Raw genomic sequence first — 21,790 nt, forward strand, 5'->3', positions numbered from 1 at the left:
GGATGCGGGCGGGGGTCTGCGGGGTGCGGACCGGACGGACCCGGTAGGTGGTCTTCGTGGGGTCGGTGAGGGGGTCGCCGAGGGCTATGCGGCCGGCGGACAGGAGTTCGTCGCACTCGGCGGTGGGAAGGGCGGCGTAGCAGCCGCCTCTGCCGGTGGTGGAGTCCAGCGGGCGCCAATAGCTGTACCTGCGGCGGCCGTTGGCATGCACGGTGACGAAGACCGGGGTGCGGGCGTCCGAGACGGTGCGCAGGATGTCGGCCGGGGCCGGGGTGCGGGGCGTGTCGGCGGACGGTGGCCGGATCGCGGAGAGCGGCATCAGCGGTGACCTCTTTCGGGGCAGGGACTCGAGACCGCCTACCCCGTCATGCCCGGAGTTGATCTCGCTTCCGCGCATTCTTCAGTACACCGCTGACATTCCGTCGTGGGCGGCGTCGCCGGGCGCGCCGCCGCCCACCGGGCAGGCCTAGAGAGCTCGTTCGAGGCGTTCCGCGAGGAGTTGCGTGAAGCGGGCGGGCTCCTTCGGCCGGCCGCCCTCCGCGAGGACCGCGAGACCGTGCAGCAGCTCAGCGTCCTCGGCGAGCCCGGTCCGGTCCGCACGGTCGCTCAGGGCGCGGTTGAGGCCCTTCACGAGCGTGTGGTCCGGGTTCAGTTCGAGGATGCGCTGGGCACGGGGGACGTCCTGGCCCATCGAGCGGTAGAGGTTCTCCAGCGCCGGGGTCAGGTCGCCCGTGTCGGAGACCAGGCAGGCCGGGGAGACCGTGAGCCGGGAGGACAGGCGGACCTCCTTGATGTCCTCCCCGAGCTGCTCCTTCATCCAGGTGAGCAGTTCGGCGTACTCCTCGTTCCGCTTCTCCCGGTCCTCCGCGGGCTTGTCCTCGCCGTCGCCGTCGAGGGCGATCTCGCCCTTGGCGACGGACCGCAGCGGCTTGCCGTCGAACTCGGCGACCGCGTCGGTCCACACCTCGTCGACCGGGTCGGTCAGCAGCAGGACCTCGATGCCGCGGTCCCGGAAGGCCTCCATGTGGGGCGAGTTCTCGATGCCCTCGCGGGATTCGCCGGTCAGGTAGTAGACGGCGTCCTGGCCGTCCTTCATCCGCTCCACGTACTGCTTGAGCGTCGTCGGCTCGGCGGCGTCGTGCGTGGTGGCGAACGAGGAGACGGCGAGGAGGGCTTCGCGGTTCTCGGAGTCCGTCACCAGTCCTTCCTTGAGGACCGGGCCGAACTCCCGCCAGAACGTGGCGTACCGGTCGGGGGCCGCGGTCATCATGCCCTTCACGGAGGACAGGACCTTCTTCGCCAGCCGCCGGTGCATCATCTGGATGTGGCGGTCCTGCTGGAGGATCTCGCGCGACACGTTGAGCGAGAGGTCCTGGGCGTCGACGACGCCCTTCACGAAGCGCAGGTACGGCGGGAGGAGCGCCTCGCAGTCGTCCATGATGAAGACGCGCTTGACGTACAGCTGGACGCCGCGCTTGTAGCCCTGGGTGAACAGGTCGTGCGGGGCGTGCGAGGGGATGAAGAGCAGCGCCTGGTACTCGAAGGTGCCCTCCGCCTGGAGACGGATCGTCTCCAGGGGATTCTGCCAGTCGTGGCTGATGTGCTTGTAGAGCTCGTGGTACTCCTCGTCCTTCACCTCGTCGCGCGACCGAGCCCAGAGCGCCTTCATCGAGTTGAGCGTCTCGGGTTCGCGCGGTGTGTCGCCGTCGTCGCCCGCGGGAGCCTGCGGGGTCATCCGGATCGGCCAGGTGATGAAGTCCGAGTACCGCTTGACGATCTCCCTGAGCTTCCAGGGCGAGGTGTAGTCGTGCAACTGGTTCTCGGGGTCGGCCGGCTTGAGGTGGAGGGTGATCGTGGTGCCCTGCGGCGCCTCGTCGGCCGTCTCCAGCGTGTACGTGCCCTCGCCGCGCGACGACCAGCGGGTGCCCTGCGTCTCGCCGGCCCGTCGGGTCACCAGGGTGACCTCGTCCGCCACCATGAAGCTGGAGTAGAAACCGACGCCGAACTGGCCGATGAGGCCTTCGGCGTCGGCCGCCTCGTCGGCCTGCCGCAGCTGTTCGAGGAACTTCGCCGTACCGGAGTTGGCGATGGTGCCGATCAGCTCCGCCACCTCGTCGTACGACATGCCGATGCCGTTGTCCCGCACGGTGAGAGTGCGGGCCTCGCCGTCGGCCTCGATGTCGATGTGCAGGTCGGACACGTCGGCGTCCAGCGTGTCGTCGCGCAGCGCCGCCAGGCGCAGCTTGTCCAACGCGTCCGAGGCGTTGGAGACGAGTTCACGCAGGAAGACATCCTTGTTCGAGTAGATCGAGTGGATCATCAACTGCAGGAGCTGACGGGCCTCTACGCGGAACTCAAACGTTTCGGTCGGCATGATGAGCGACTACCTCTCCGTCCCAGTCATCGGTCACTGACTGACGGCAGTCACTTTAGAACAGCCGGTCACCGGCGTGCCCGGCGCCTACCGCTTGGTGCGCAATCGTTCCAGCAGCCGGCGCGCCTGGGAACGCCGGCGCGGATCGGACGCCGCGCGGCGCACCTGCTCGACGGTCCGGCGGCCCTGCGGGCTCCGGGTGAACTCCTTGATGCGCTGGATGACGGACGCCATCTCACTCTCCTGTGGTCGGTTCGCTCACCGGTCCTCGTTCACCTACCCGGCCGGGGCCCGATCAGGCCGGAATCCGGTCGTCACGGGCGAGTTCAGGCGTCCGTGACGCGTCCGAGCGCCTCCAGAGCTTCCGTCGCGGCCCGCCGCAGCCTTCGCGAGGGGTCGGCGGCTCCCAGCCGGGCCAGCCGGTCGCGCACTTCGCCGCCGCTGCCCGGAGGCAGTTCCCCGCCGGCCGCCGTCCACCGCGTGAGGCCGAGTGCCGCGTGGTAGCGGACGGCCTCGTGCGGATCGTCCAGTGCCTCGACGAAGCGCCGCGCGTCGCCATGGGCACGGCCGTCCGACGGGTCGTCGGCGTCCAGCAGGGACAGCGCGGCGGCCCGGACCTCCCCTGCGTCCGCCCGGCCGGCCAGGCGGCGCACGGCGGGCAGGGCCTGTGTCAGGCCGGCGAGCGCGTTGCGGGTGCGCCAGATGTCGTCGCCTCCGGCGGCGAGGTGGGCGGTCAGCGCCCACGCCACCGGGTGCCGCTCCCACAGCCGCAGCCCGCCGTCGGCCAGCGCGCCCAAGCCGTCGACGACGCCGGCCCGCAGCTCCCCGTCGGCGTCGTCGAGCAGCGGAAGCAGCAGCCATACGGCGTCCCAGGCGCCCGACTTCCCGACGGCGCGGGCGGCTGCCGCCCGGGTCGGGCCGGGCAGCGTCCGCTCGTCCAGCGCCGTCCGCAGGCGCTCGGCGGTGGTCTCGGTGCCGATGCCGCCCAGGGCGAAAGCGGCCCTCGGTCCGGCGTCGGGGTGGTTCAGCCACCGTAGGGCCGGACCGGTCGCCCGGCGGTCGCCCCGTGCGCCGAGCATGATGAGCAGACGGCCCGCGGCTTCCGGGTCCGACTCGTCGTCGAGGGCGGTGGCCAGGGCATCCACGGCCGCGCCGCCGCCCGCCTTGAGCAGCCGCCGCGCCGCCTCGACGCGCACCTGCGCCGACGGGTCGCGCAAGCCGTCGAGCAGCATGGCGTGCAGCCCTTCGGTGCAGCGGTCCGGCAGCCTCTCCAGGACTCGCGCCCGAGCGGCGCCCGTGCCCTCGCGGGCCGTTCGCGTCACCTCCGCGCGGACGGCGGGGTCGTCCCGGAACCGGTACAGCAGGCTGCTCGCCCGGCCCCACACCGCCGCGTCCGCGTCACCCAGCGCCGCCACCAGCGTCGAGGCGTCGCCCGGTGCGCCCAACGCGTCGAGACCGGCCAGGGCGTTGATCCGCAGATGCCGGTCCGGTTCGCCCAGCAGTCGCGCGAACGCCTCCGTCACCGCAGTGCCGTCCAGCCCGAGCCGGACCGTGGCGAGCAGGGCCCGGCGCCGTACGTCCCGGTCCTGGTCGTGCATCAGTTTCACCAGCGGGTCGCGGCCGGCCTCGCGCGCTCCGAGCCGGCCCAGGCCGTGCGCCGCGGCGGCGCGCACCGCGGGGTCGCGGTCCTCGGCGGCCCGCGCCAGGGCGGTCGCGTGCCCGGCGCGGCCGATCGCCCCGAGCCCTTTGGCCGCCGCCGCACGGCGCTGCGCGTCCGCGCCCGCCAGCTCCCGCAGGAAATGGGCGATCTGGTGTTCGGCCGTCATGGCACCCCGGAAAGGAAGACTCCTCAGCGGCGCGGAGGTTGTACACGGGTGCCGCACGAGAGGTGCGGCACCGGTCGCGGGCTCGGCCCGTCAGGAGGTCCGGTCGGAGGCCGGCCACACGTAAGGCAGGTCGTCGGGAACGTCCGGGAAGAGTCGGGCGTAGAAGTCCGGGTCCTTGCGCACGAGCGCGGACCGGTGGCCGCGGTGGAAGTCCACATCGCCCAGCCACGGCGGGAGTTCACCGGCGCCGCCCAGCTCCCGCTGCGTGCGTACGCCGATGTCGCCATGGCTGCCGGCGAAGTCGGTCATGAGGGAGGCGGCGCAGGTGTCGGCGCGCCCGCCGGCGGTCCACACCCCGCAGACCTCCAGGCCGTAGCGCACCAGGGCCTCCTCGTATCCGGCCCACATGCGGACCGCCGGATGATGCCGCCAGCCGTAGCCGGGGACGGTCAGCCCGCGCAGCACCTGGAGTGCCTCGACGCGTTGCTTCCCCAGCCGCCGCGGATCAAGGGCCGCGGCGGACGCGGTGAAGTCGGCGTGCGGGAGGAAGGTCTGCATGGGCCGCCCCTGGTGGTGGAACGGGCCGGCCGCAGGCCGCGGGAGCCTGCGGCCGGTGTCCGGCGGGGGTGAGCCGTCGTGAGCCGGGCCGGGGGGTCAGGCCGCGGCGAACCTGTCCCAGACGCGGTGTTCGCCCAGGAGGCGGGTGAGCTGTTCCAGGGCGGCCGTGCCCGAGGTGGTGACGACCACGCCGGGTGCGTCGGCGGGCACGGCGGAGGCGGCCAGGACGGTTTCGCCGCCCGCCCAGGCGCCGATGGCCTTGCCGTGGCGGAAGGCCTCGGACACCAGGAGGCCGACGCGCGGGTCCGTGGGTGCACCGTCGGAGGGGGCGGGGAGCCCCTTGGCGTCTCGGGCGCCGTAGGCGTCGCTGCCCACGGCGGGGGTTCCGGCCAGCAGCAGCGCGTCGAACTCGACGGACCGGGCGTTGGCGTAGGTGCGTTGCACCGTCAGCGGGCCGAGGGTTCCGCCGACCGGGCCGATCACCAGGGGAACCATGCCGCCTTCGAGGACGGCGTCGCGTACGGCGCGTACGCCTTCGAGGTCGCCGTCCGGGCCCGAGACGATGCCGACGACCCGGCCGTCCGTGGGCCAGGTGTGGCCGACCTGCGACAGGGCCGGACTCGGCTCGACGTCGGCGAGCGGCACGGTCGGCTCCGGGGCCGGCAGACCGAGGCCGGTGGCCACCTCGGCGCACAGCTCCGGGTCGATGTTGGCCAGGACCCGCAACGCCCGTTCCCTGATGGCCTGTTCGTAGCACTTGGAGAGTTCGAAGGTGTAGGCGCCGATGATGTGCTCGCGTTCGACCGGGCTCATGCTGAGCCAGAACCGGCGCGGCTGGCTGAAGTGGTCCGCGAACGACTCGGGGGCGTCCCGCACCTTGGTGGACTCGGGAACCGGTACCGGCGACTCGATGTAGGCGCCGGTGTCCGCTCCGGCGGTGAACGGACAGCCTCCGTCGAGGGAGTTGGGACGGTAGGGGGCTGCGCCGCGGTGCACGGCCGTCTGGTGCAGACCGTCACGCAGCATGTCGTTGACCGGGGCGTGCGGCCGGTTGATGGGCAGCTGCGGGAAGTTGGGGCCGCCGAGCCGGGTGATCTGGGTGTCGAGGTAGGAGAACAGGCGTCCGGCGAGCAGCGGGTCGTCGGTGATGTCGATGCCGGGCACGAGGTGGCCGACGTGGAAGGCGACCTGTTCGGTCTCGGCGAAGAAGTTCGACGGGTTGCGGTTCAGGGTCAGCAGTCCGACCGGCCGTACGGGGGCGAGTTCCTCGGGCACGATGTTGGTCGGATCCAGCAGGTCGATTCCCTGGAAGGTCTGGTCCGGGGTGTCCGGGAAGGTCTGGATGCCCAGCTCCCACCGGGGGTACGCGCCCGCCTCGATGGCGTCGGCGAGATCCCGGCGGTGGAAGTCGGGGTCGACGCCGTTGATGATCTGCGCCTCCTCCCACACCAGGGAGTGCACGCCCAGCTTGGGCTTCCAGTGGAACTTCACCAGCGTCGTGCCGCCGTCGGCGGCGACCAGGCGGAAGGTGTGGACGCCGAAGCCCTCCATCGTGCGGTAGGAGCGCGGGATGCCCCGGTCGGACATGTTCCACAGGGTGTGGTGGGTGGCCTCGGTGTGCAGGGTGACGAAGTCCCAGAAGGTGTCGTGCGCGCTCTGGGCCTGCGGGATCTCACGGTCCGGATGCGGTTTGCCGGCGTGGATGACGTCCGGGAACTTGATGGCGTCCTGGATGAAGAAGACGGGGATGTTGTTGCCGACCAGGTCGAAGACGCCCTCGCTGGTGTAGAACTTCGTCGCGAATCCGCGGGTGTCCCGCACGGTGTCGGAGGAGCCGCGCGATCCCAGCACCGTGGAGAAACGCACGAAGACGGGCGTCTCCTCGTCCTCGGCGAGGAAGGCGGCCTTCGTCACGGAGGACGCGGTGCCGTAGCTCTGGAACACCCCGTGGGCCGCCGCGCCGCGGGCGTGGACCACGCGCTCCGGGATGCGCTCGTGGTCGAAGTGCATGACCTTCTCGCGCAGGTGGTGATCCTGGAGGAGAACGGGGCCGCGCGGCCCCGCCTTGAGCGAGTGGTCGGTGTCGGGGAGGCGGGTCCCCTGGGCGTTCGTCAGATAGCTGCCGGACTGGGCGAAGCGGGCCTGGTCGGCGCCCGTCGGCTGCCCCGTCGGGGACACGGTGTCGGGGCCGGTCTGGTCCGGCTTCGGCGGGAGGGGGTCCCTGGGCCGGGTCGGCTCCGCGACCGGAGGGGACTCGGGGCCCGGCTTCCCGGGGATGCCGTCCGGTGGTCCGCCTCCGTCGCCGCTCAGGGTCTCGGCGACCTTCTCCGCCGCCCGCTTGATGGGATTGCTCTCGCTCATCGCTTCCTTCGCTTCTCGGTCGTGGGGCGGCTGGTGGGCTTGCCGCGTGCGCGGGCCGCACGGCGGTCCGGCGACCGCCGGAACAGCGACCGGCGCAACGGCAACCGCGGGGGCACGTGACGTCTGCCCGCTGCCGTGCGTCGCGGACCGGCGGCCTCGGCCAGGGGGAACGCGACACCGACGAGGCGCACGCATCGCTGCGGTCAGGCTGGTTCCGTGCACCAATCTGGCACGGGGCCGCGTCCCCCGCAGGGGCTCGTCCACCAGCCGGGTGAGCGGGCGACGCCCGTCAGCCCTCGTCCAGTTCTTCCTGGATCGGCGTCCTGGGAACGTCCCGCAGGTGCTGCGACATGCCCTGCTTGCCGCCTTCGCGTGCCTGCTCGGCGCGCTGTGCCGCGGTGTGTCCGAGGTCGGAGTCGGGGTCCGTGCGGACCGACCGCGCCACGTCCTGCGGCGACGTGTACTCCTCCTGCGGAACCGCGCGCAGCGCCTTGACCACTTCCTCGGAGGCGCCGGCCCGGCGGGCGGCCTCGACCAGTTGGTCCTTGCCCGCCGGGAAGCGGACGTCCTTCAGCGAGTGCAGCACCTCCGGCACATCGGTGTGCGCCATGACATGTCTCCTTCCGCTCTGCTCGCGCTGCGGTGGGGGGGTCCTGCCGGGTGTCCGAAGCTAGGACCCACTCGCCCCCTTCGAGCCCCTGGACCCCTCGGCGCCCTCCGAGCCCTGGTAGTCCTCGGAGCGGACACCGGCGTCCTCCATCGCCTGACGCATCGTGCGGCCCGTCGCCGCACCCGGCTCGGAGGAAGCCTCGGTGCCGGCGCCCTCGCCGATCACTTCGTCGGTCGTGTCGGTCTTCTTCCGGTTCTCCTCCGGCACCGTCATCACGGCCATCCCTTCCGCGCAGGTCGAACAGGTCGCGGGCCGAGTACCCGATGCCCGCGACGCACACACGCCGGTGCCGCCGGTCGGGCTCCACCCTGCGACAGAGGTCTCGTTCGTCCCGTCGGCCGACGTTTTCGCGGGTGTCCGGCGGAAGGCTGGTGCCCATGATGTCCACACCGCTTGTCATCGCCCTCGGCGTCGTCGTCATCCTCGTCGCCTCGACACTGGGCGTCCGCCGTGAGCCGCCGTTCTGGATGGTCCTGCTGGTCTGCCTGGCCGCCCACCCGATCAGCAGCGCGCTGCTGCGGCTGCCCGCGCTGGCCGGCGCCGGCCAGGGGGCCGTGGGCGAGTGGACGGTGCGGCTCGCCGTGATCAGCGTGGGGACGGCGCTGCTCGGCCTGGCCCTCGGCAGGCTCCGGCGCCGGGCACAGGACCGGGCGCCGGAGGCCGCGAGCTGATCATGCGGCCCGGTGCGGTCAGGAGGCCGCGGGGAGGCAGGTGTCGAGGCCGAGGACCTGGGTCCCGTCGAAGCCGTGACCGGCGAAGGTGGCCGTGTCGCGCGGGGCCAGGGTGCGGCACGGGGCCCACCGGGCGTCGCTGTACGCGACGGTGACACTCACGGGGCTGTCGCAGTCGTTGACGACGGTGGTGTAGCGGCGGTCGGCGTAGTGGTGCACGCAGTCGGGTGCGGCGGTCCCGGGCGGACCCTCGTCCGCGGCGTGGGCGGCCACGGGGATCGTCAGCAGGGCGGTCAGGGTGACGGCGGCCGTGGCCAGGGCGTGCGCGAGCAGATGCGGCATGACGGTTCCTCAAGAGGTGAGGGCGTACGGATGGATGGCGGTGGGGCGCCCTGACGCGCCATCCTCACGACTCCTCCCCTCTTGCGCAAAAAGATGAAGGCATTTTCAGACGTCGTCCAACCCTGAAACAAAAGCGGCTGCTCACCGCAGGGACGAGGTCTGCAAGTCCTGTCGGCCGACCCGGTGTCGAGACCGGGAGGGCGGTTCACTCGTGGCGGCCTCGCACGGCGAGGAAGTGCTGTGCGGGCAGGTTGCCCGCGGTGGACGGGGACGGGATGACGGAGGCGAGATCGCGCTGGATCCGCTCGGCCTCGCCCCGCACCTGGGTGGGGATGTCGCCCCGCTCGGCGACGAGACGATGGAAGATCGGCGTTTCCTGGAACACGTTCGGACGTCACTTTCGGCAGACGGCGGCCACGACAGGGCCAGTTGGGCCGGCGGACAGGCACGCTCGTCGGGGCGGGTCGACGCCCTTGTCGGCCCCTGTCCACCGAGTCGGACCGGCGTACCGGACGCCGACTCGCTCCCACGCCGGTCGGGCAGGGGCCTGGACATCGTAGACGGGTGCGAGGGGGGACACTCCGGCGCCCTCCCCCGGCCGGCGGGCGGCAGCCTGCCGCAGGCCGGCGGGCCGCACGACGGCCGTCACCCGGAAGGCCGCGGACGGAGCCCGGAAAGGGTGTGACGACGAGCATCGGCGCATTCATCCGTTTAATGTCACTTTTCATGTTTTCCTTTCAGAAACACCTGATGCCGCGTCACCAGCGCGGGCCGCTTCGGCAGCGCCGTACGGCCCTGCGGCTCGTCCTTCCCGTCGCCGCCCTCCTGACCGTGATGACCCCCGCCGCCGGAGCGGCCCCGAGCGTCCCGGCGGAGGCCGACTGGGACGCCATCGCCCGCTGTGAGTCCGGCGGCAACTGGCGGGCCAACACCGGCAACGGGCACTACGGCGGGCTCCAGTTCTCGCAGCGCAGCTGGGTCGCCGCGGGCGGGCTCAGACACGCGCCGCGGGCCGACCTGGCGAGCAGGAAGGCGCAGATCGCCGTGGCCCGACGGCTCGCGGCGATGCAGGGCATGAACGCCTGGGCGTGCGCGTAGCACTTCCGCCGCCCCCGCCTACGGGGGCGGCGGAATCTCCTGCTCGGCCCAGATGATCTTCCCTTCGGATGTGTAGCGCGCCCCCCAGCGATGGGCGAGCTGGGCGACGAGGAACAGGCCCCGGCCCCCCTCGTCCGTGCTGCGGGCGTGCCGCAGCCGGGGGGCCGTACTGCTGGCGTCGGAGACCTCGCAGGTCAGCCGGGAGTCGCGCAGCAGGCGCAGCCGCAGGGGCGGGGCGGCGTACCGGATCGCGTTGGTGACCAGCTCGCTGACGAGGAGTTCGGTCGTCATCGACAGGTCTCCCAGCCCCCATGCCTCGACCTGGCGGGTCGCGCGGCCCCGTACGTCGGCGACGGCGGCCGGGTCCACGGGGACCTCCCAGGAGACGACGTCGTCGGCGCCCAGGGCGTGGGTGCGGACCAGGAGCAGGGCGATGTCGTCGGGCTGGGGCACGGGGACCAGGTTGCGTACCGCCGAGGAGCACAGGGCGGGGAGATCGGCGCCGGGCTGGGCCAGCAGTTCGCCGAGGCGGGCCATGCCCCGCTCCATGTCACGGTCGGCTCCGCCGACGAGGCCGTCGGTGTAGAGGCCCAGGAGGCTGTTCTCGGCGAGTTCGATCTCGGTCGTCTCGAAGCCCATGCCGCCCAGCCCCAGCGGTGGCCCGGCCGGTACCTGCGGGAAGGTGACCTCTCCGCCCGGCGAGACGACGACGGGGGGCGGGTGCCCGGCGCGGGCGATCGAGCACCGGCGGGTGACGGGGTCGTAGACGGCGTAGAGGCAGGTCGCGCCGAGGAAGGTGGCCGCGGTCGTGCGGGCCGCCTCGTCGTCGCCGCGTTCCGCGCTCAGCCGGAGCACGAGGTCGTCCAGGTGGGCCAGGAGCTCGTCGGGGGGCATCTCCATGTCGGCGAGGGTCTGTACGGCGGTGCGCAGCCGGCCCATCGTCGCCGCGGCGGTGATGCCGTGCCCCACCACGTCCCCGACCACCAGGCCCACCCGGGCGCCGGACAGCGGGATCACGTCGAACCAGTCGCCGCCCACGCCGTCCGTCGGGTCGGCCGGCAGATAGCTGGAGGCGACCTCCAGCGCCGAGCCGCCGGTCAGGACGTCGGGCAGCAGGCTGCGCTGCAGGGTGACCGCGGCCGTGTGTTCGCGCGTGTAGCGGCGCGCGTTGTCGACGCACAGGGCCGCCCGCGCGACCAGCTCCCGGGCCAGCAGCACGTCGTCGGCGTGGAAGGAGACGGGGTTGAGCGAGCGGATGAACGTGGTGAGGCCGAGAGCGGTGTTGCGGGCCCGCATCGGCACGGAGATGAGCGAGTGCAGGCCGTACTCCCGGATCCGCTCGGCCCGCGCGGGCTCCTCGGCCTGCCACAGGCCGTCGGAGGGGTCGAGGACCGGGAGGAGGATCGGTTCCCCTCCGAGCAGCAGGCTCATGCCGTGCGGCGGCGGCAGGAATGCCACGCGGTCGCCGACGCGTGCCACGGCCTCCGGGCAGCCCTCCCGCACCGACCTCAGCGCCGCGCGGCGCATCTCCGGTCTGGCGGGCGCCGGGCCCGCGTCGGTGAGCCACGCTCCGTGCCCGTCGGTGCTGAGGACCGGCTCCAGGAGGTCGACGATGACGAAGTCCGCGAGGCGGGGAACGGCGAAGTCGGCCAGTTCCTGGGCCGTCCGCACCACGTCCAGGGTGGTGCCGACGCAGGTTCCGGCCTCGTTGACCATCGACAGCAGCCGGCGCGCGTTCCAGCGCTCGGTGACGTCCAGGACCATGTAGCAGACCCCGGTGACGGCGTCGCCGGCGTCGACCAGGGGGAAGAACGAGGTCGAGTAGGCGTGCTGCCGGTGCGGGTCGGCCCAGCTCCATCCCACGTACTCGTAGTCGGTGACCGGGGTGCCCGTCTTCAGGACCTTGCGCATCAGGCCTTCGAGGGTCTCCGCCTGGATTCCGGGGAGCAGTTCGCTCAGCCGGCGTCCCAGGCGCTCGTCGCGGGGCACTCCGCCGAGGCGCTCCAGGGTGTCGTTCATCCACACGTAGCGCAGGTCCAGGTCCATCACCGCCATGCCGATCGGCGAGCGGGTCAGGAAGCCGTCGAGGACGGACTGGCCGACCGTCCAGCGTTGACGCTGTTCGCGGGCCGAGAGCAGGAAGCACTCGTCGTGGCCGATGCGGAAGGAGGCGGATACCCGCAGGTCGACGTCCATGGCCCGGCCGTCGCGGTGGCGTACGCGGATGCGTCCGCTCCAGCCCATTCCGGCGCGGCAGCGCTCAGCGACGCCGGCCACCCGCGCGGGGTCCGCGGGCATCGCCACCAGACGCGCGGCGGAGCCGCCGACCACCTCGACGGCGGGGCGGCCGAGCAGCGCCTCGGCGCCTCGGGTCCAGCCCACGACGATGCCGCCGGCGGTGACGACGGCCGCCGCGTCGGTGGACGCGTCGAGCAGGTCGTCGGGTTTGGCGGGGCGCGCTCCGCCGGGCCCGCCGGGGCGCGCGCCGCCGCGGAGTCCGTCGGGTCCGCCGGGCACAGGTCCCTCCGGGCGGCCGTCGGGTCCGCCGGGCGTCGGCCCGTCCGGGGTGTCTCGCGCAGATTCCATGGCTGCCATCCTCTTCACGACCATGGTCCTGCTAGTCCGCCCGATGCGCACGGCATCGGCCCGTCCGGCCGCCCGCGACGGCCTGCTTCCGCGGGATCCGCGACGGCTCGCGTTTCCGGGATCCACCGCGGGGAGGGAGCATGGAGGTGCCGGTACCCGGGGTCCAGGTGTGCGGCGGTGCCGACCGTGGCCGCCCCGTTCCGCCGACCGGTGGAGGAGGCTCAGGGATGACGACCGAATCCTTCCGGTCCGACAGCGACCCGTACGGTCCCGGGCCGCCTCGCACCACCGGCCTGCTGGACATGCTCAGCGTGGCCGCGGTGGTCCTCGACGCCGAGGGACGCATCGTCTTCTGGACGCCGCAGGCCGAGGAACTGTTCGGTTACACCGCGGCGGAGGCCCTGGGCTCGTACGCGGCACGGCTGTTCATCGACCCCGCGCATCTGCAGGCCGTCGTACGGCTGTTCGCGGAGGTGCTGGAGACCGGGCGCGGCTGGGCGGGCGCGTTCCCCGTGCGGCACAAGGACGGCACCAGCCGCCTGGTGGAGTTCCGCAACATCCGGCTCCAGGACGATGTCGGGGACGTCTACGCCCTGGGCATCGTCGCCGACCACCAGCTCCTCCAGCGCGTCGAGACGGACCTCGCGCTGTGCGAGCGGCTCATCAACCAGTCCCCGATCGGTCTCGCCCTCGTCGACACGGACCTGCGGTATCTCCTGGTCAACCCGGCGGTGGAGCGGATCGACGGCATGCCCGCCGAGGAACACCCCGGCCGTCGGCTGCGGGAGACCCTGCCCCTGCCCGACATCGACACCATCGAGTCCGCGCTGCGCCAGGTGATCGCCACCGGCACGCCGCTGCTCGACCAGTTCCACGTGGGGCGGCCCCCTGCCGACCCGGACCACGAGCACGCCTGGTCTCTGGCCTTCTACCGGCTGGAGGATCCGGGCGGCCGGATCCTCGGCGCGGCCATCTCGCTCGTCGACGTCACCGAACGCCACCGTGCCGCCGCCGAGGCCGACCGGGCCCGCAGGCGTCTGGCCCTCATCGCCGACGCCTCCACGCGCGTCGGCACCACGCTGGAGGTGGAGAGGACCGCCCGGGAACTCGCGGAGATCGCGGTCCCGCAACTCGCCGACGTGGCCGCCGTCGACATCCTCGACTCGGCCCTCGCCTGCCGCCGCAGACGCCGTCCGGACAACGGTCCGGAACTCTTCCGCGCTCTCGCCCTCAAGTCCGCCCACCCGACCGTGGCGGAGCGTGCCGCCGACCCTCCCGGCGACCTCACCGCCTACGAGGGCGACCGTCTGGTCACCCTGTGCGTGCACAGCGCCCGGCCGGTCCTCGTACGCCATGTCGGCGAGCGCGATCTGGCGCGCATCGCCCGCGACCCCGAGGCCTCGGCGCTCCTCGCCCGTGCCGGTGTGCACTCCTACCTCGCCGTGCCGCTGATCGCCCACGGCGAGGTGCTGGGCGCCCTGGACCTGAAGCGGACCCGCAATCCGCTCCCGTTCGACGAGGACGACGTCATCCTCGCCAGTGAGCTGGCCGGCCGTGCCGCCGTGGCCATCGACAACGCGCGCTGGTTCCAGAGCGTGCGCAACACGTCCCTCACGCTCCAGCGCAGCCTGCTGCCCGACCATCCGCCCCGGCACACCGGGCTGGAGCTGGCCTCGCGCTACCAGCCCGCCCAGGCGACCAGTGAGGTGGGCGGCGACTGGTACGACGTCATCCCGCTCACCGACGAGAAGACCGCCCTGGTCGTGGGCGACGTGATGGGCAACGGCATCGACGCCGCCGCCACGATGGGCCGGCTGCGCACCGCCACCTGCGCCTACGCGGACCTGGAGCTCGACCCCGGTTCGGTGCTCCGGCACCTCGACAAGATCACCCGCGGCCTGGAGCACTACATCGTCACCTGCCTGTACGCCGTCTACGACCCCCGTACGCGCCAGTGCCGGATCGCCAACGCGGGCCACATGCCGCCCGCGCTGGCCGGTCCCGGTCATGCGCCCAGACTGCTCGATCTGCCCACCGGGGCCCCGCTCGGCGTCGGCGGTGTCGACTTCGAGACGACCACGACCGAACTCGTCCCCGGTGACCTGCTGGTCCTCTACACCGACGGTCTGGTGGAAACCCGGCATCACTCGATCGACGACCGTCTGGACGTGCTGCTCAGTTTCCTCGACGAGCCGCACCGGCCTCTGGAGGAGGTCTGTGACCTCCTGCTGTACGGGCTGCGTCACCCCGAGGACCACGACGATGTCGCCCTTCTCGTCGCCCGGACCACCTAGTTGACGGCCTGTCGGTCCGTTCGTCGGCGGGGTGGACGGCCGTTGACGCCGCGCCGGTCCGGGCGCGGCGTCGGGTTCCGGGATGTTGAAGGCGGAGATATTGAAGAGGTTACTTCTATAACTTAGGGAACTTTTGCATCATTTGCCCCAATCCGGTCAACTTGGTGGTGGAAGCCTTTCAGCCCAGAACCAGAGGGAGATGGTGGGTATGGCATCCACCGACCACCGGACCGACGAACTGACCGGCCTGCGCGCCGACGAACTCGAAGCGGTCCTCGACCCCGCCGAGGCCGACGGGGTCTTCCGAGACAGCAGGGAGTGCGCGGCGCTGGCACTGTCCTCCGGGACGACCACGCTGCTGCTGTCCCCGCCGACCCCGCGCCCCAAGAAGAGCTGAGGGAGAGCGACAGGAGCAGGCAATGGAGCAGTCAGGCACCTCGCCCCTTCTGCCGGGTACGGTGCAGGACCTCGCTGCCGGTGTGGTCTCCGCCCTTCGTGGCGGGGACCACGCTCCGCCGGTGGTCCGCACGGTGGCCGACGACGGCGCCGACCGGCTACTGCTGGCGGCCGTGCGCGTGACGGGAGCCGATCTGCTCCTGCCGAACGTCCTGCTGCGTACTGCGCCCCACGAGACGGAACTCGCCCTGTTCCGCAGGGCCCTGGAGGCCTTCCCGCCCCGCGCGGACAGCGCCCCGGCGATCCGCTGGAGCCACTGGGCCATGATCCGCACCCTGCGCCGACTGGAGCCGCCCGGTCCGGGCCGCCGCGGTGACACGCCGCCGGAGCCGGACGCGAGCCGGCTCGACGCCGCGCCCTGGCAGGTCCTGACCCGTCAGCTCGCTGTCCTGGCCGCCCTGGCGGTCCCCGGTGAGGAGTGCGCGGTGACCCGCGCCGCCCGCCGCCGGCCCGTGGACGTGTCCCGGGGTTTCGTCCGGGCGGTACGCCGCAGGGACTGGCAGCAGGCCGCCGGAGCGGGGCGCTGGCTGATGCTGCTGGACGGGGTGCCCACCACTCTCGGGCTCGAAGCCGGTCTTGACTTCGTGGAGTTGATGGGCGGCACCGACCCTCGCGTCGCCCTCCAGGTGCAGGCGGCCCGGTCGATACGGGCCGGGGTGTTCGTGTGACGTCCGTCGACACGGGCACGGGAGCGGAGGGAGAGGCGTCCTCGCCCGTCCGTACCGCCCGCCGCGTCGAGGAGGACGCCCTCGCCTGGCTGTCCGCGCACCGCGAGGACTTCGCGCTCGGCGCGGACGCCCTGGCCCCGGACGGGGCGGTGAACGGCAGCTGGAAACCCCTGGGCGAACTGGCCCGGGTCTGCGCGGCCGTGTCCCGGCACACCCCGTCCCCGGACCCCTTGCACGCGCCCGCGCGGGACCTCCTGGCCTACGCCTGGCGACAGACCGGAGAGGGCGAACTCTTCGCCCTGCTGCAGCGGTTCGAGCCCTTCGCGGCCTACCCCCTGGAGGTGTACGCCGCGTTCGCCTCGGCGGGCCTGCGGCACGCGGGCTACGAGGCGGCGGCGGCCGCGGTGGCCCGCACCCGTGGCTGGCGGCTCGCCGAACAGGACCCGACCCGGCGGCTCGGCGTGCTCGCCGCGGAGCGGTGCGTCGGCGTCCACCGGCCCGAGGACGTCCCCCGGCTGGTGAGCGGCACGTGGCTGGGCGGACTCCCGGAACCCTGGACCTTCGAGCGCTTCTCCGGGTACGCGCTGACCCACGTGGTGTTCCATCTGACCGACTGGGGCCGGGACCCGGACGGTGTTCCGGCCGACCTGGGCACCTATCTGGCCGACTGGCTCCCGGCCTGGCTCGACACGTGTCTCGACGCCGGGATGTGGGACCTGAGCTGTGAGCTGCTCGCGGTGGCGGCAAGTCTGCCCGAGCCCATCGGGCAGGCCGCGGCGTGCGACGCCTGGGAGCGGATCGCGAGCGCCCGGCACGCCACCGGAGCGCTCCCCGAGGAACGGCCACCCCTCGAAGGTCCCCGTTCCGAACCGGAGTTCGCGCACTGCTATCACTCCACCCTCATGGCCGCCTTCGCCGCCGCCCTGACCATCGGGCGACTCCGGGCGACCGACGGCACGACCGGCGCGTACGAGGACGACCTGGAAGGAGCCCCGCGATGACCGACACCCGGCTGATCCACACCGTCGGCGTCCGCGCCCTGGAGTGGCTGTGGTCCCATCGCGAGGGCTTCCGGCTGGAACCGGACGTCGATCCCGAGGTGGGGTTCCTGGAACGGCTCAAGCCGGTCGGCGAACTCGCCCTGATCTGCAAGGTGTTGTTCCGCGAAGGCGTGGCCGGGGCACGGCAGGCCGACCTGGCGCGCCGGCTGCTCGACCACGCCTGGCGGGAGACGCTGGACGGGGGCGCCCATCTGGTGCTGGCCCAGCGCATCGAACCGATCTCGCCCATCCCGTTCGAGGTGTACCTGCCGTTCAGGGAGCTGGGCCACAGCCGGCCCGAGATCGAGCGCGCCGCCGTCCTCAACCACCGGACCGACAGCTGGTCGGCGTTCGAGATGACACCGACCCGGCGCCTCGGCCTGTCCGCGTTCCAGCGGCGCTTCGGGCTGTCCCCCCGCCCGCCCGAGGCCGACGCCCTCGCCGGGACCTGGCTGGCGCGCACCCCGGAGCCCTGGACGGTGGAAGGGCACATCGCCTACGACATCACGCACGCCGTGTTCCATCTGACGGACTGGGGCGAGCATCCCGACGGCCTGCCGCCGAACATCGCCGGCTATCTGGCCGACTGGCTGCCGGTGTGGCTCGACGACTGGCTGGACCTGCGGCGCTGGGACCTGCTGGGCGAGTTGCTGGTCGTCGACGCCTGTCTGCCGCGGCCCACTCTCGACGAGCGGGCCTGGACGGCGTTCGCGGCGGCGCAACAGGCCGACGGGGCGATGCCGGCGCTGCGTTCGATGCCCGAGGGCGATCCCGACCAGGTCTTCGACGTCGTCTACCACCCCACGCTGGTCGCCGCCTTCGCCTCGGCACTGGCCACCTCCCGCGCCCTCTCAGAGCTGGCGCAGGCAGCCGCGTCATGACCCCGGCGACCGCGCGCTGGCCGGGCGTCCCCGAGTCCGAGGCCGCCCATGCCTGCCAACGGCGGCTCCCACCGGTCGAGTCGGGTGACCTGGCCTGGTCGGACCGGCTGGCGGAGGCGGTGGACGCCGTGGACGCGCCCGACGCCGTTTTCGCCGTGTCCCGGCACGGCCGGCGCACTCTCCGCAGCGGCGGCACCGCACCGCCGCCCGCCGTGCCCCGCCCGGAGCTGCGCTACGAACTGGGCTCCGCCTCCAAGCCGTTCACGGCGCTGGTCCTGGCCCAGCTGATCCGGCGCGGCCTGCTGACCGGAGGCGAACCGGCCGTCACCTGCCTGCGCCCGGACCGCGTGCCGGGGGCGTGCCCGGTGACCCTCGCCCATCTCCTCACCCACACCTCGGGACTGCCCGCCCTGCCCGCCGACTTCCTCGTCCGGGCCCTGCCCGCCTGGCGGACCAACCCCTACGCCCGCTACCCCGGCCCGCGCGTCGTCGACGCCTTCCTGCGCCACCGTCCACGGCACCGGCCCGGTACGCGGTGGCACTACTCGAACTTCGGCGTCGCCGTACTCGGGCACGCCCTCGCCTCGGCCACCGGTACGGCGTGGGAGGAACTGCTCGCCGAACACGTCCTGGACCCGCTGGCGCTGGACTCGACGGGTGCGTGGCCGGGCGGGCCGGGCAGCGACGCCGTGGGGCACGGCAAGGACGGCCGCTCACCCGTGCCGCCCTTCGACGCGGGCGGCTTCCGGGCGGCCGGTGCGGTCCGGGCCACGCCGCACGACCTGCTCACCTTCCTGGAGGCCCATCTCGACCCGCTCGGCGCCGCCGCGTCGGCCGAGGCCCTGCTGTCGGTGCGCACTCCCGTCCTGCGCCGCGGGCTCGGCCACCGGCACGTGCACACGACGGGCTGGTTCCGTCATCCCACGGACCGGGGGCCGATGTACTTCCACAGCGGGGCGACCCTGGGCCAGCAGGCGTTCCTGGGATTCCGGCCCGACACGGGCACGGCCCTGGTGGCGCTGTGCACCCGCCGGTTCCGGGCCCACGACCCGTTCGTGGCCACCGCCTACTCGCTCCTCGCGCGGGAGTGACGCGAGCTGGAGCGACACGTGCGGGAGTGACACGTGCGGGAGTGACACGGGCGCGCCCCGGCGGGGGCGTTCGTTCCGCCGCCGGGGCTAGCTCAGCGGGACGCGGCCCTCAGGAGCGCTGCCACAGGGCCGGGGCGGCCGCCGGCGACCCCGTACCCTGTGCCTGGTGGTTCTGGAGGCACACGTAGTCGACGCCGGAGAAGGAGACGGTCTCCCCCACCTCGTAGACCCGGCCGGCGGCCCAGGTGTCGGCGGAGGTGTCCTGCTGCGGAGCGGGTGTCACCGTCTCGCCCGCGGTCCTCAGGGTCAGCCCGAACTCCTCCATGAGGGGGTTGAGCGGCTGGAAGAAGGTGGTGCCGCCGCTCGCGCAGTCCCCCGAGCCGCCCGAGGTGACGCCCTGGGCCTGCGTCCCGGCGACGAACGGCCCGCCGGAGTCGCCGAGTTCACCGCAGACCGTGGTGCGGGTCAGGCCGTCGACGGGACCGTCGGGGTAGCTGACGCTCGCGTCGTACTGCTCGACCGTGCCGCAGTGCCAGCCGCTGGTCGAACCGGAGCGGCACACCGAGGCGCCCACCAGCGCCTGCACCGAGCCGGTGACCTGGATCGTGGTGCCGGCCTCCGCCCGGACGGCGGCCGTGCCGGTCCAGGCGCTGTTGACGCCCACCCAGGCCATGTCCTTGCCCGGGAAGACCGACGCCTGGAACACGCCCTGGTCGGTGTCGTCGAAACCGGTCGTCGTGGACCCGGCCCGGCCGCAGTGGCCCGCCGTCGCGAAGCCCTGCTGCTCGGCCTTGGTGACGGAGAAGCCCACGGAGCAGCGGGCGACGCCGTCGATGTAGTAGGCGTCGCCGCCGACGATGTCCTTCATGGGGCGGGGCCGCTCGGGCGACACGCGGATGCCGACGCCCCTGTCCTGGGCACCGGCCGCCTCGATGAAGGCGGTCGCGGCGGACCGGCTGGTCGCCTGGACGACGACCCGGTTGGCCCGGACGTCGACGTACCAGACGGGCGTCTGGGCGGTCCGCACCCGGCCTGCCGCCGCGTCGAGGTCGTCCTTGAGGGAGAGCAGGCCGCTGAGGGGTGTGGTGACGACGGCTGCCTGGGCGCCCTCGGCGCGGATCGCGGGGACGTCGGCGGCGTCGGTGGTGGCGACCGTGAGGCCGGCGGACGTCCTGCCGGTCACCCACGCTCCGGCGAAGCGCGCGCCGAGCGCGTTGTGGAGGCGGCCGGCCCGGGGGCCCGCCTCCGCTTCGTTGGCCAGGCGGGCGGCGGCCTGCCGGGCCGTCAGGCGCAGATCGCGCTGGAGGGCACGCAGCACCTCCGGTGGGGCCTGCTCGGCGCCCGCCGTGCGGACGGCGGCGGGTCCGGGCCGGGCGGCGTGCGGCGGCCCGGCGGCCGCGACCGCGGGAACGGCCGTCAGGACGAGGGTGCTGACAGCGGTCAGGGCGGCGCGGCGTCTGCCGGCGGTGGGTCTGGCGACCATGCGGAGTGCCTCCTCGGGAAGGGTCGGATGACGCGAGACCTTGCCCGTGGGGTGCGAAGAGATGTCGGAGGCAGGGGGGTTTAGCGGCTTCGGGGGACGCGCGGGGCTGCCATGTGCAGTACACGCGGGGCTGCGGGCCCGCGGTCAGTTCGGCACGGTGATGAAGGACTGGATGGCGGTGGCGGCGGCCCCGCGCGCCCACTCCTCGAAGGGCAGCGGCCTGGTCCGTACGTCGCACTGCGCGGCCGAGCCGAACGCGGCGGCCTGGAACGCCTCGCGGATCTGCTCGGCGAAGAGGTCGTAGGCGGCCAGGCCCTCGCCGGAGATGATCACGCGGGCGGGTCCGAACAGGTTGACGACGGTGGCGATGCCCCGGCCGATGGCGTTCCCGGCCCTGGCGTACGCCTCGCGCGCGCCGGTGTCCCCCTGGCGTGCCCTCTCCACGGCCTCGGCGGTGCCGGTGACCTCCGTTCCGCCGGTCTCCCGGATACGGGCGAGGATCGCCCCGTCCGAGGCGACGGCCTCCAGACAGCCGCGGTTGCCGCAGTGGCAGGGCGGACCGTCGGCTTCGACGGTCACATGGCCGATCTCACCGGCCACGCCATGCGCTCCGGCGACCACCCGGCCGTGCACGACCAGTCCGCAGCCGATGCCCGCGCCGACCGTGACCACGGCGAAGTCCGACAGACCCACGCCCGCACCGAACCACTGCTCGGCGACCGTCAGTGCCCGCACGTCGTTGTCGACGGTCACCGGCAGCCCCGTGCCGGCGGCGACGAGCCCCGCCAGCGGCACGTCGTGCCAGTCCAGGAACGGCGAGTACTGCACCACACCCTCGGCGCGGTCCACGTCACCCGAGACAGCGATGCCGAGGCCGGCCACGCGGACGCCGTAGCCTTCCGCCTCGGTCAGCAGTTCCCGCACCAGGTCCGTGGTCGCGTCGAGGACCGCGTCCGGGTCGCGGTCGGCCAGCGGCACGCGGCGGGCGAGCAGGATCCGGCAGCACAGATCCGTGAGCACGCCGATGATCTCGTCGCCGGTCAGCTTCACGCCGATGAACAGCGCGCGGCCACCGTCCACCCGGACCAGGGTCGCGGGCCGCCCGAGCGCCGGGCGGACCTCCGCATCCCCGCCCGCGTCCGCCTCCTCCGCCAGATAGCCCGACGCGATCAGCGGGCGCACGGCCTTGGTGACGGCGGCCGGGGACAGCCCCGCCCGCCGGGCCATCTCCAGGCGGGTGAGGGGGCCGTGGGACAGGACGGTGGTGAAGAGGTGCGCGGCGGCGGGCGTGGCGGCGGGGAACGTCTCGGTGTCGGCGGGCGAGGACATGGCGGAGAACCTACGGACTCTTATTTTCCGCTGTCAATGAAAGAAATCGGGAAACCCTGAAG

The 21,790-nt window shown here is 73.1% G+C and carries 21 protein-coding genes; 8 read left to right on the forward strand and 13 right to left on the reverse strand.

Annotated elements, in window-relative coordinates; genetic code table 11:
• The 8 genes from BZL64_RS01915 to BZL64_RS01945 form a co-directional block, all read right to left on the reverse strand.
• The coding region (locus BZL64_RS01915; RefSeq protein ID WP_107430186.1) for a hypothetical protein at positions 1-319 on the reverse strand (319 nt) is incomplete at its 3' end.
• A gap of 147 nt (positions 320-466) precedes the next feature.
• Positions 467-2,374 carry a molecular chaperone HtpG gene (gene htpG / locus BZL64_RS01920; RefSeq protein WP_086765413.1) on the reverse strand — a complete coding sequence of 636 codons (1,908 nt, stop codon included), beginning with the start codon at positions 2,372-2,374 and terminating at the stop codon, positions 467-469.
• A gap of 87 nt (positions 2,375-2,461) precedes the next feature.
• A complete protein-coding gene (locus BZL64_RS40115; RefSeq protein WP_167396076.1) occupies positions 2,462-2,608 on the reverse strand; it encodes a hypothetical protein in 147 nt (48 codons plus the stop codon).
• Positions 2,609-2,700: 92 nt separating this feature from the next.
• A complete protein-coding gene (locus BZL64_RS01925; RefSeq protein ID WP_086765415.1) occupies positions 2,701-4,200 on the reverse strand; it encodes a HEAT repeat domain-containing protein in 1,500 nt (499 codons plus the stop codon).
• A gap of 90 nt (positions 4,201-4,290) precedes the next feature.
• Positions 4,291-4,758, reverse strand: coding sequence for an MSMEG_6728 family protein (locus tag BZL64_RS01930; RefSeq protein WP_086765417.1), 468 nt, complete (start codon positions 4,756-4,758; stop codon positions 4,291-4,293).
• Positions 4,759-4,854: 96 nt separating this feature from the next.
• Positions 4,855-7,119 carry a catalase gene (locus BZL64_RS01935; protein WP_086765419.1) on the reverse strand — a complete coding sequence of 755 codons (2,265 nt, stop codon included), beginning with the start codon at positions 7,117-7,119 and terminating at the stop codon, positions 4,855-4,857.
• Between the two features lie 289 nt (positions 7,120-7,408).
• Positions 7,409-7,729 (reverse strand): DUF2795 domain-containing protein, encoded by a 321-nt coding sequence (locus BZL64_RS01940; RefSeq protein ID WP_086765421.1) that lies wholly within the window; start codon positions 7,727-7,729, stop codon positions 7,409-7,411.
• A 60-nt stretch (positions 7,730-7,789) separates the two neighbouring features.
• Positions 7,790-8,002: a hypothetical protein gene (locus tag BZL64_RS01945; RefSeq protein ID WP_086765456.1), complete on the reverse strand. Its 213-nt coding sequence runs from the start codon at positions 8,000-8,002 to the stop codon at positions 7,790-7,792.
• Between the two features lie 164 nt (positions 8,003-8,166).
• Here BZL64_RS01945 and BZL64_RS01950 point away from each other — a divergent pair, with 164 nt between their 5' ends.
• Positions 8,167-8,460 (forward strand): hypothetical protein, encoded by a 294-nt coding sequence (locus BZL64_RS01950; RefSeq protein ID WP_086765423.1) that lies wholly within the window; start codon positions 8,167-8,169, stop codon positions 8,458-8,460.
• Positions 8,461-8,478: 18 nt separating this feature from the next.
• Here the strand turns inward: BZL64_RS01950 and BZL64_RS01955 are convergent, their stop codons facing one another.
• The gene (locus BZL64_RS01955; protein ID WP_086765426.1) at positions 8,479-8,802 is read right to left on the reverse strand and encodes a hypothetical protein; all 324 of its coding nucleotides are present in this window, start codon (positions 8,800-8,802) and stop codon (positions 8,479-8,481) included.
• Positions 8,803-9,007: 205 nt separating this feature from the next.
• On the reverse strand, positions 9,008-9,187 hold the full coding sequence (locus tag BZL64_RS01960) for a hypothetical protein (RefSeq protein ID WP_086765428.1): 180 nt from the start codon (positions 9,185-9,187) through the stop codon (positions 9,008-9,010).
• A 365-nt stretch (positions 9,188-9,552) separates the two neighbouring features.
• On the opposite strand from BZL64_RS01960, the gene BZL64_RS01965 reads away from it, so the two are divergent.
• The gene (locus tag BZL64_RS01965; RefSeq protein WP_086765431.1) at positions 9,553-9,900 is read left to right on the forward strand and encodes a transglycosylase family protein; all 348 of its coding nucleotides are present in this window, start codon (positions 9,553-9,555) and stop codon (positions 9,898-9,900) included.
• Positions 9,901-9,918: 18 nt separating this feature from the next.
• On the opposite strand, the gene BZL64_RS01970 is transcribed toward BZL64_RS01965, so the two are convergent.
• Entirely contained in the window at positions 9,919-12,486 is a 2,568-nt protein-coding gene (locus tag BZL64_RS01970) for a SpoIIE family protein phosphatase (RefSeq protein ID WP_086765434.1), read from the reverse strand.
• Between the two features lie 227 nt (positions 12,487-12,713).
• Here BZL64_RS01970 and BZL64_RS01975 point away from each other — a divergent pair, with 227 nt between their 5' ends.
• The 6 genes from BZL64_RS01975 (at position 12,714) to BZL64_RS02000 (ending at position 18,916) form a co-directional block, all read left to right on the forward strand.
• A complete protein-coding gene (locus tag BZL64_RS01975) occupies positions 12,714-14,780 on the forward strand; it encodes a SpoIIE family protein phosphatase (RefSeq protein WP_086765436.1) in 2,067 nt (688 codons plus the stop codon).
• A gap of 208 nt (positions 14,781-14,988) precedes the next feature.
• The gene (locus BZL64_RS01980; protein WP_086765438.1) at positions 14,989-15,177 is read left to right on the forward strand and encodes a hypothetical protein; all 189 of its coding nucleotides are present in this window, start codon (positions 14,989-14,991) and stop codon (positions 15,175-15,177) included.
• A gap of 22 nt (positions 15,178-15,199) precedes the next feature.
• Positions 15,200-15,904, forward strand: coding sequence for a hypothetical protein (locus BZL64_RS01985; protein ID WP_086765440.1), 705 nt, complete (start codon positions 15,200-15,202; stop codon positions 15,902-15,904).
• A complete protein-coding gene (locus tag BZL64_RS01990) occupies positions 15,901-16,905 on the forward strand; it encodes a DUF6895 family protein (RefSeq protein WP_425276008.1) in 1,005 nt (334 codons plus the stop codon). The genes BZL64_RS01985 and BZL64_RS01990 overlap by 4 nt, the downstream gene beginning before the upstream one ends.
• Positions 16,902-17,825: a DUF6895 family protein gene (locus tag BZL64_RS01995; protein ID WP_086765443.1), complete on the forward strand. Its 924-nt coding sequence runs from the start codon at positions 16,902-16,904 to the stop codon at positions 17,823-17,825. Before BZL64_RS01990 ends, BZL64_RS01995 begins: the two co-directional genes overlap by 4 nt.
• Positions 17,822-18,916, forward strand: coding sequence for a serine hydrolase domain-containing protein (locus BZL64_RS02000; protein ID WP_086765445.1), 1,095 nt, complete (start codon positions 17,822-17,824; stop codon positions 18,914-18,916). Before BZL64_RS01995 ends, BZL64_RS02000 begins: the two co-directional genes overlap by 4 nt.
• A 109-nt stretch (positions 18,917-19,025) precedes the next feature.
• On the opposite strand, the gene BZL64_RS02005 is transcribed toward BZL64_RS02000, so the two are convergent.
• Together BZL64_RS02005 and BZL64_RS02010 are read right to left on the reverse strand one after the other, a co-directional pair.
• Positions 19,026-20,399, reverse strand: coding sequence for an alpha-lytic protease prodomain-containing protein (locus BZL64_RS02005; RefSeq protein ID WP_086765446.1), 1,374 nt, complete (start codon positions 20,397-20,399; stop codon positions 19,026-19,028).
• Positions 20,400-20,543: 144 nt separating this feature from the next.
• Complete coding sequence (locus BZL64_RS02010; protein ID WP_086765448.1) at positions 20,544-21,728, reverse strand: ROK family transcriptional regulator; 1,185 nt, start codon at positions 21,726-21,728, stop codon at positions 20,544-20,546.
• Between the last annotated feature and the right edge of the window lie 62 nt (positions 21,729-21,790).

Source organism: Streptomyces bobili (assembly GCF_002154575.1).
Lineage (GTDB): Bacteria > Actinomycetota > Actinomycetes > Streptomycetales > Streptomycetaceae > Streptomyces > Streptomyces bobili.